Raw genomic sequence first — 7,204 nt, forward strand, 5'->3', positions numbered from 1 at the left:
CCTCAGGATGCGGCCCCTTCCGCCGCCGCCATGGCGCGGCGCCAGCGCAGGAATTCGTGCACGGCGGGCGAGGGCTCGTGGCGGCGGTAGATCATGTAGACGTCGGCCACCAGCTTCGGCACCACCGGCCGGAACACCACGTCGGCACTGGTGAAGGCCTCGGTGGAGGCAGGCACCAGCGAGACCCCGAAGCCGGAGGCGATCAGGCTCGGGATCGACTGGCTGTCCACCACCTGCTGCGAGACCTTCGGCAGGAACCCCGCCTCGACGCAGCTGCGGCCGAGATAGCGCGCGAACTCCGATGAATCGGGATGCAGCATCACGTGCTCGTCTTCGGCGAGGTCGGTGAGCGCCACCTCGCGGCGGCGCGCGAGGCGATGGCGCTTCGGCAGGATCACCGAGATGCCCTCGTGCCAGGCGAGCGTACTCTCCAGGTCGGCGTGGTCGGCCACAGAGCGGTTGAAGCTGATGTCGGTGCGGTGCTCCAGAACGCCCTTCACCTGGAGCGCGGGCGCCTGTTCGTAGATCACCGTGCGCACTGCGGCGCCTCGCGGCGATAGGCGGCGAGCCAGCGCGCCAGGCCGCCGCGCAGGATGGTGCCGGTGGCGCCGATCTCGATCTTTTCCCGAGCGGCCGGCGCCGATCGCCCGCACCTGCTGGCGGGCGCGCTCCGCCTGGTCGAGCAAAGCGCGCGCCTGGACCTTCAGCTCGAGACCGGCTGCGGTCAGCTCCACGCGCCGGCTGGTGCGGATGAAGAGCCGCGTGTCCAGCTCCGCCTCGAGCTGCGCGATCTGCTGGGAGAGCGGCGGCTGGGAGATGTGGAGCCGCTCGGCAGCGCGGGTGAAGGACAATTCCTCCGCCACGGCGGCGAAATAGCGGAGCTGCCGCAGATCCATATGAAATCCAGATCAATCTAGTCCAACGATATATTGGACGTATCCCTGCATCCGCGCAACTCTGATCCCAACGGCCGGGCATCTGGCATCGCTCTTGCTGGATAACCGAGACCGCCCTTCCAGAACCGGGCACCATAAGGAAAAACTTTCCATGAGCAAATTCAAACGCCTTGCGCCTCGGCGCGCCGCCGTCGCGCTCGCCGGCGCGGTCTTCGCCCCGCTGGCCCCCGCCGCCGCCGACGCTTTGGCCGACATCGAGAAGGCCAAGGTCATCAAGATCGCGGTGCCGCAGGACTTCGCCCCCTTCGGCTCGGCCGGGCTCGACCTGAAGCCCCAGGGCTACGACATCGACATGGCGAACTACATCGGCAAGTCGCTGGGCGTGAAGGTGGAGATCGTGCCGGTGACGAGCGCGAACCGCATCCCCTATCTGCAGACCAAGAAGGTCGACCTCGTCATCTCCAGCCTCGGCAAGAATGCCGAGCGCGAGAAGGTGATCGACTTCTCGGTGCCCTACGCGCCGTTCTTCTCCGGCGTCTACGGCCTCGCCGGCGAGAAGCTCGCCAATGCGGAGGCCCTCGCCGGCAAGACGGTGGGCGCAACGCGCGGCGCCATCGAGGAGCAGGAGCTGACCAAGCTCGCGCCCGCCTCCGCCACCATCAAGCGCTACGAGGACAACAACGCCACCATCTCCGCGTTCATCTCCGGCCAGGTGGACCTGATTGCAACCGGCAACACGGTGGCCGCGGTGATCGCTGAGAAGAGCGCCTCCAGGAAGCCGGAGCTGAAGTTCGTCATCAAGGACAGCCCCTGTTATGTGGGCCTCAACAAGGACGAGCCGGCGCTGCTCGCCAAGGTCAATGCGGTCATCGCCAAGGCCAAGGCGGACGGCACGCTGGAGCAGCTCTCCCAGAAGTGGCTGAAGCAGCCGCTGCCGGCGACCTTCTGAGCCGCGCCCCGCGCCAGCGCCAAGATAGCGCCCCGGGGGGCAGGCCATGCTCTACCAAATGAACTTCGGCGACCTCCTGCCCTACTGGCAGGTGCTCGCCCGCGGCCTCCTCTTCACCGTGGTGCTCACCCTGGTCTCCACCGTCGCCGGCATCTTCGTCGGCACGACCGGAGCCTGGGCGCGGACCTTCGGGCCGAAATGGGCCGGAACGTGCGTCAGCGTCTATGTGGAGCTGATCCGCAACACGCCGTTCATCGTGCAGCTCTTCTTCATCTTCTTCGGGCTGCCGGCCATCGGCGTGAAGATGGGGGAGGCGGAAGCCGCCTTCCTCGCCATGACCATCAATCTCGGCGCCTATTCCACCGAGATCATCCGCGCCGGCATCCAGGCGGTGCCTTACGGACATCTGGAGGCCGGCTCCTCGCTCGCCATGAGCCGGTGGGAGATCTTCCGCCACATCGTGCTGAAGCAGGCCTTCATGAAGGTCTACCCGGCGCTGTCGTCGCAGATCGTCATCGTCATGCTGGGCTCGGCGGTGGTGTCGCAGATCTCGGCGGAAGACCTCACCTACGCCGCCAACTACATCCAGTCGCGGAACTTCCGAGCCTTCGAGGTCTACCTGGTGGTGACGGGCATCTATCTCGCGCTCGCCATCGCCCTGCGGGCCCTCCTGCGCGGCATCGCCCGCGCCGTGTTTCCGAAGGGGTGAGCCATGCTTGAATTCACCTTCGGCGTAATCCTGGAGAACCTGCTCCTCGCCACGCGCTGGACCATCCTGCTGTCGCTCATCGCCTTCGTGCTGGGCGGGGTGGTGGGTCTCATCGTCCTGTTCGCCCGCGTCTCGCACAGCCGTGCGCTGCGCACCGTGACCATCGGCTACATCGAGCTGTTCCAGGGCACGCCGCTGCTGATGCAGCTGTTCCTGTTCTTCTTCGGCGTCGCCCTGCTGGGCGTGGAGGTGAGCCCCTGGGTCGCCGCCTCGCTGGCGCTGACCTTCTGGACCTCCGCCTTCCTCGCCGAGATCTGGCGCGGCTGCGTGGAGGCGATCCCGAAAGGCCAGTGGGAGGCCTCCGAGAGCCTCGCCATGACCTACACCGAGCAGATGCGCCACGTGATCCTGCCCCAGGCGCTGCGCATCGCCGTCGCCCCGACCGTCGGCTTCTCGGTGCAGGTCATCAAGGGCACGGCGCTCGCCTCGGTGATCGGCTTCGTGGAGCTGACCAAGGCCGGCACCATGCTCAACAACGCCACCTTCCGCCCGTTCCTCGTCTACACGCTGGTGGCGCTGATCTACTTCGCCTTGTGCTTCCCCTTGTCCTGGTATTCCAAACGTCTGGAGGGCCGCCTCAATGTCGCTCGTTAGCATCAGGGACGTGCGCAAGAGCTATGGCGCCAACGAGGTCCTGAAGGGCGTCTCGCTCGACATCAAGCGCGGCGACGTGGTCGCCATCATCGGCCGCTCGGGGTCCGGCAAGTCGACGCTCCTGCGCTGCATCAACGGCCTGGAGACCTTCCAGTCCGGCTCCATCGCGGTGGACGGCATGGCGGTGGGCGACGGCAAGACCGACCTCAGAACCCTGCGCCGCCACGTGGGCATGGTGTTCCAGCAGTTCAACCTGTTCCCGCACCTCACGGCGGGCGAGAACATCATGCTCGCGCCCACCGTGGTGGCGAAGGAGCAGAAGGGCGAGGCGCGCGTGGTCGCCGAGGCGCTCCTGGAGAAGGTCGGCCTCGCCGGCAAGTTCGACGCCTATCCGAGCCAGCTCTCCGGCGGCCAGCAGCAGCGCGTCGCCATCGCCCGCTCGCTCGCCATGCGGCCCACCGTGCTCCTGTGCGACGAGATCACCTCCGCCCTCGATCCGGAGCTGGTGAACGAGGTGCTCAAGGTGGTGGAGCAGCTCGCGAGCGAGGGCATGACGCTGATCCTCGTCACCCACGAGATGCGCTTCGCCCGCGACGTCGGCACCAAGCTCGTCTTCATGCACCACGGGCTGGTGCACGAGGAGGGCGACCCCAAGGCGCTGTTCGCCAATCCCGGCACGCCCGAACTCGCCCAGTTCGTCGGCGGCATCCACTGAGGCGAAACCAATGACACGGGAAGAGGACGCGACCATGGAGCGCGCGCAGCCGGCCGTCCCGGCCAAGGTGGCGGCGGCGATGGCAACGCGCATCGTCCGCCGGATCGACGAACTGGCGCAGGTGTCGGAGACCGAAGGCGCGCTCACCCGCGTCGCCTTCTCGCCCGAGCACGCCCGCGCCGCCAAGCTCCTCGTCGCCTGGATGGAGGAGGCCGGCATGCAAGCCCGCATGGACGAGATCGGCAACGTGATCGGCCGCTACGAGGGCGAAACGCAGGGCCTGCCCGCCCTCATGGTGGGCTCGCACTACGACACCGTGCGCGATGCCGGCAAATGGGACGGCCCGCTCGGCGTCGTCACCGCCATCGCGTGCGTGGCCGAGATCGCCCGGCGCGGGGTGCGCCTGCCCTACGCGCTGGAGGTGGTCGCCTTTGCCGACGAGGAGGGCACGCGCTTCTCCTCCACTCTGCTCGGCAGCCGGGCGGTGGCCGGCACCTTCGACGAGGGCGCGCTGGAGGCGAAGGACGCCGACGGCATCACCGCCCGCGCCGCGCTGGAAGCGTTCGGCCTCGACCCGCGCCGCATCCGCCGCGCTGCGCGCCGGCGCGAGGAGGTGCTCGCTTATCTGGAGCTGCACATCGAGCAGGGGCCGGTGCTGGAGGCGGAGGACCTCGCCGTCGGCGTCGTCACCGCCATCAGCGGGGCGAGCCGCTTCCTCGTGGAGCTGAACGGGGTGGCGGGCCATGCCGGCACGGTGCCCATGGCGCTGCGGCGCGACGCGCTTGCCGGCGCCGCCGAATGCGTGCTGGCGGTGGAGGCGCTGTGCCGCGCCGGCGTCGGCTCGTGGGCACGGTGGGCCAGATCACCGCCGAGCCGGGCGCCGCCAACGTCATCCCCGGCCGCGCGCGCTTCTCCATCGACATCCGCGCCCCCGACGACGCCCAGCGCCGCGAGACCGTTTCCGACGTGGTCGACGCGATCGACGAGATCGCCTCCCGCCGCAAGCTGAAGGCGCGCATCACCAAGACCCACGAGAACGGCACCGCCCGGTGCGCGCCCTGGCTGCGCGCCCAGCTCGGCGCGCCATCGCCGCCACCGGCGCGCGCGTGCTGGAGCTGCCGAGCGGGGCCGGGCATGACGGCATGGCGATGATCGACCTCACCGACATCGCCATGCTGTTCGTGCGCTGCAAGGGTGGGATCAGCCACAATCCGCGCGAGCATGTGGACGAGAAGGACGTGGCGGCTGGCGCGCGGGTGCTGCTCTGTGCCATGGAGAACTTCACCGCCCCGGATGCGGAGCCCGCGCCGGCGCCGGCGGCCAGGTCCGCCCACAAGGGCGCACCGAAGTCCGAGCCGAAAGCCGGCCGGTGCCGCGCCGGTCGCCTCCGGGCCACGCCAACCCGAGGAAGCCATGACCACCCCTTCCCCCGCCCCTGCCCCCCACGAGCGTTCGGCGGGACATCCTGGCCTTCCTCGACGGGGCGCAGGCGGCCGAGACGGACTTCCTCGCCGCATTGGTGAAGGTGCCCTCGGACAATCCGCCCGGCGACTGCGCTCCCCATGCGGCGCGGGCGGCGCAGCTTCTGGAGGCGCTCGGCTTTACGGTGGAGCACCACAAGGTGCCGCAGGCGCGGGTGCGCGCGGGCGGCATGGAGAGCGTGACCAATCTGGTGATCCGCGAGCGCTTCGGCGACGGGCCGGTGGTGGCGCTCAACGCCCATGGCGACGTGGTGCCGCCCGGCCTCGGCTGGAGCGTCGACCCCTACGGCGCCGAAGTGCGCGACGGGGTGATGTACGGGCGCGGCGTCGCCGTCTCCAAATCCGATTTCGCCACCTATGCCTATGCGCTCCTGGCGCTCAAGGCGGCGGCGCGGGCCGGCGCGCGCTTTGCCGGCACGGTGGAGCTGCACTTCACCTATGACGAGGAGATCGGCGGGCTGCTCGGCCCCGGCTGGCTGCTGGAGGAGGGCATCACCAAGCCGGATTACGTGGTCTCCGCGGGCTTCGCCTACGACATCGTCACCGCCCATAATGGCTGCCTGCATCTTCAGGCGGAGATTCTCGGCCGCTCGGCGCATGCCGCCATGCCGGACACCGGCGCCGACGCGCTGGAGGCGGCGACCGCCGTGCTGGCGGCGATCTACCGCCTGCGCCACCGCCTCAAGGCGCAACCCTCGGCGGTCCCCGGCATAGGCGCGCCGGGGCTGACGGTGGGGCTGATCTCCGGCGGCATCAACACCAACGTGGTGCCGGACACGGTGACCCTGCGCATCGACCGCCGCATCACTCCGGAGGAAGATGCGGGCGCGGCCGAGGCGCAGCTCTGCGAGACCATCACCGACGCCGTCGCCGGCCTGCCCGGCATCTCCTGCCGGCTCACGCGCATCCTGCTCGCCACGCCGTTCGTGCCGATGCCGGGTCAGGAGCGCCTCGTCGCAGCCATCCAGGCGGCGGCGCAAGGCGTCATGCCGGATCCGGTGGGCACCAAGGGCGTGCCAATCTACACCGACGCCCGCCTCTATTCGGCGGCGGGCATCCCCACCGTGCTCTATGGCGCGGGGCCGCGCACGCTGCTGGAGGCCAACGGCCACCGCGCCGACGAGAAGCTGAAGCTCGACGACCTCCACAAGGCGACAAAGGTGGTGGCGCTGGCCCTCGCGGACCTGCTGGCGCCCGGCTGAGGCGCCCTGCCCGCCCGGAGCCGGCCATCCGGGCGGCATGAGATTTCTTTCGGGTTTCAAGGTGCGGGCAAAGTGCACTAGCTTCCCCCCGTCCGGCGCGCGCCATGGCCTGGCGGCCGCGCCGGACGCGGCAAGGGGGTGGTGATATGGGTGCGTTGCTTTCGCGCCGCGCGTTCGTGGCGGGGCTTGCGGTGGGCGTTTCCGGAGCCGGTATGGCACGGGCGGCGACGCCCGCCGACCTCAAGCGCATCCAAAGGGTCGCGATCCATCCCGCCATCGGCATCGCGCGCGTCGGCAACAGCGACGACGCCTTCTTCTTCGGCCCCGAGATTCCCGGCGGGCTGCCGCGCGGCCCCTTCAAGGACCAAGCCGGCGCCATGGCCAAGCAGGCGGCGCGCTTCCGCCTCTACGGCTATGACGCCCAGGGGCGCGTGGTGGCCGAGCTAACCGCGAAGGAGGCCGAGATCACCTGGTCGGTGGCGGTCGCCAATACCAAGGCGCTCTGGTACGACGCCGACATCGCCTTCGATTTGCCCGGCGCCCCGCGGCCGACCGCCGCAACGGCGCCGTGACCGACCGCGCCTCGCTCGCCATCGTC

General features: G+C 69.6%; 10 protein-coding genes. 9 read left to right on the forward strand and 1 reads right to left on the reverse strand.

Going from position 1 to position 7,204, the window contains the following annotated elements; translation table 11 throughout:
• Positions 1-2: 2 nt before the first annotated feature.
• Complete coding sequence (locus AC2W7M_RS03150; protein WP_486129991.1) at positions 3-896, reverse strand: LysR substrate-binding domain-containing protein; 894 nt, start codon at positions 894-896, stop codon at positions 3-5.
• Positions 897-1,047: 151 nt separating this feature from the next.
• Here AC2W7M_RS03150 and AC2W7M_RS03155 point away from each other — a divergent pair, with 151 nt between their 5' ends.
• The 9 genes from AC2W7M_RS03155 to AC2W7M_RS03195 all read left to right on the forward strand — a co-directional run bounded on the left by AC2W7M_RS03155 (position 1,048) and on the right by AC2W7M_RS03195 (position 7,178).
• Positions 1,048-1,845 (forward strand): transporter substrate-binding domain-containing protein, encoded by a 798-nt coding sequence (locus AC2W7M_RS03155; RefSeq protein WP_486129993.1) that lies wholly within the window; start codon positions 1,048-1,050, stop codon positions 1,843-1,845.
• 46 nt (positions 1,846-1,891) lie between these two features.
• Entirely contained in the window at positions 1,892-2,554 is a 663-nt protein-coding gene (locus tag AC2W7M_RS03160; RefSeq protein ID WP_486129995.1) for an amino acid ABC transporter permease, read from the forward strand.
• A 3-nt stretch (positions 2,555-2,557) separates the two neighbouring features.
• Positions 2,558-3,208, forward strand: coding sequence for an amino acid ABC transporter permease (locus AC2W7M_RS03165; protein WP_486129997.1), 651 nt, complete (start codon positions 2,558-2,560; stop codon positions 3,206-3,208).
• The gene (locus tag AC2W7M_RS03170; RefSeq protein WP_486129999.1) at positions 3,195-3,923 is read left to right on the forward strand and encodes an amino acid ABC transporter ATP-binding protein; all 729 of its coding nucleotides are present in this window, start codon (positions 3,195-3,197) and stop codon (positions 3,921-3,923) included. The genes AC2W7M_RS03165 and AC2W7M_RS03170 overlap by 14 nt, the downstream gene beginning before the upstream one ends.
• A 10-nt stretch (positions 3,924-3,933) precedes the next feature.
• Positions 3,934-4,932, forward strand: coding sequence for a hydantoinase/carbamoylase family amidase (locus tag AC2W7M_RS03175; RefSeq protein WP_486130001.1), 999 nt, complete (start codon positions 3,934-3,936; stop codon positions 4,930-4,932).
• Complete coding sequence (locus AC2W7M_RS03180; RefSeq protein ID WP_486130009.1) at positions 4,815-5,075, forward strand: hypothetical protein; 261 nt, start codon at positions 4,815-4,817, stop codon at positions 5,073-5,075. The genes AC2W7M_RS03175 and AC2W7M_RS03180 overlap by 118 nt, the downstream gene beginning before the upstream one ends.
• On the forward strand, positions 4,973-5,446 hold the full coding sequence (locus AC2W7M_RS03185; RefSeq protein ID WP_486130003.1) for a M20/M25/M40 family metallo-hydrolase: 474 nt from the start codon (positions 4,973-4,975) through the stop codon (positions 5,444-5,446). Before AC2W7M_RS03180 ends, AC2W7M_RS03185 begins: the two co-directional genes overlap by 103 nt.
• Positions 5,440-6,606: a M20/M25/M40 family metallo-hydrolase gene (locus AC2W7M_RS03190; protein ID WP_486130005.1), complete on the forward strand. Its 1,167-nt coding sequence runs from the start codon at positions 5,440-5,442 to the stop codon at positions 6,604-6,606. The genes AC2W7M_RS03185 and AC2W7M_RS03190 overlap by 7 nt, the downstream gene beginning before the upstream one ends.
• A 146-nt stretch (positions 6,607-6,752) precedes the next feature.
• The gene (locus AC2W7M_RS03195) at positions 6,753-7,178 is read left to right on the forward strand and encodes a LodA/GoxA family CTQ-dependent oxidase (RefSeq protein WP_486130007.1); all 426 of its coding nucleotides are present in this window, start codon (positions 6,753-6,755) and stop codon (positions 7,176-7,178) included.
• The last annotated feature ends 26 nt before the right edge of the window (positions 7,179-7,204 follow it).

It is taken from the genome of Xanthobacter sp. BG11Y11_SDJG, from assembly GCF_057364445.1.

Excerpts from the sequence above, each read along its gene's own strand:
- AC2W7M_RS03150 (WP_486129991.1), bottom strand. The coding sequence starts at position 896 with ATGGATCTGCGGCAGCTCCGCTATTTCGCCGCCGTGGCGGAGGAATTG.
- AC2W7M_RS03195 (WP_486130007.1), top strand. The coding sequence starts at position 6,753 with ATGGGTGCGTTGCTTTCGCGCCGCGCGTTCGTGGCGGGGCTTGCGGTG.
- AC2W7M_RS03155 (WP_486129993.1), top strand. The coding sequence starts at position 1,048 with ATGAGCAAATTCAAACGCCTTGCGCCTCGGCGCGCCGCCGTCGCGCTC.
- AC2W7M_RS03165 (WP_486129997.1), top strand. The coding sequence starts at position 2,558 with ATGCTTGAATTCACCTTCGGCGTAATCCTGGAGAACCTGCTCCTCGCC.
- AC2W7M_RS03170 (WP_486129999.1), top strand. The coding sequence starts at position 3,195 with ATGTCGCTCGTTAGCATCAGGGACGTGCGCAAGAGCTATGGCGCCAAC.
- AC2W7M_RS03160 (WP_486129995.1), top strand. The coding sequence starts at position 1,892 with ATGCTCTACCAAATGAACTTCGGCGACCTCCTGCCCTACTGGCAGGTG.
- AC2W7M_RS03175 (WP_486130001.1), top strand. The coding sequence starts at position 3,934 with ATGACACGGGAAGAGGACGCGACCATGGAGCGCGCGCAGCCGGCCGTC.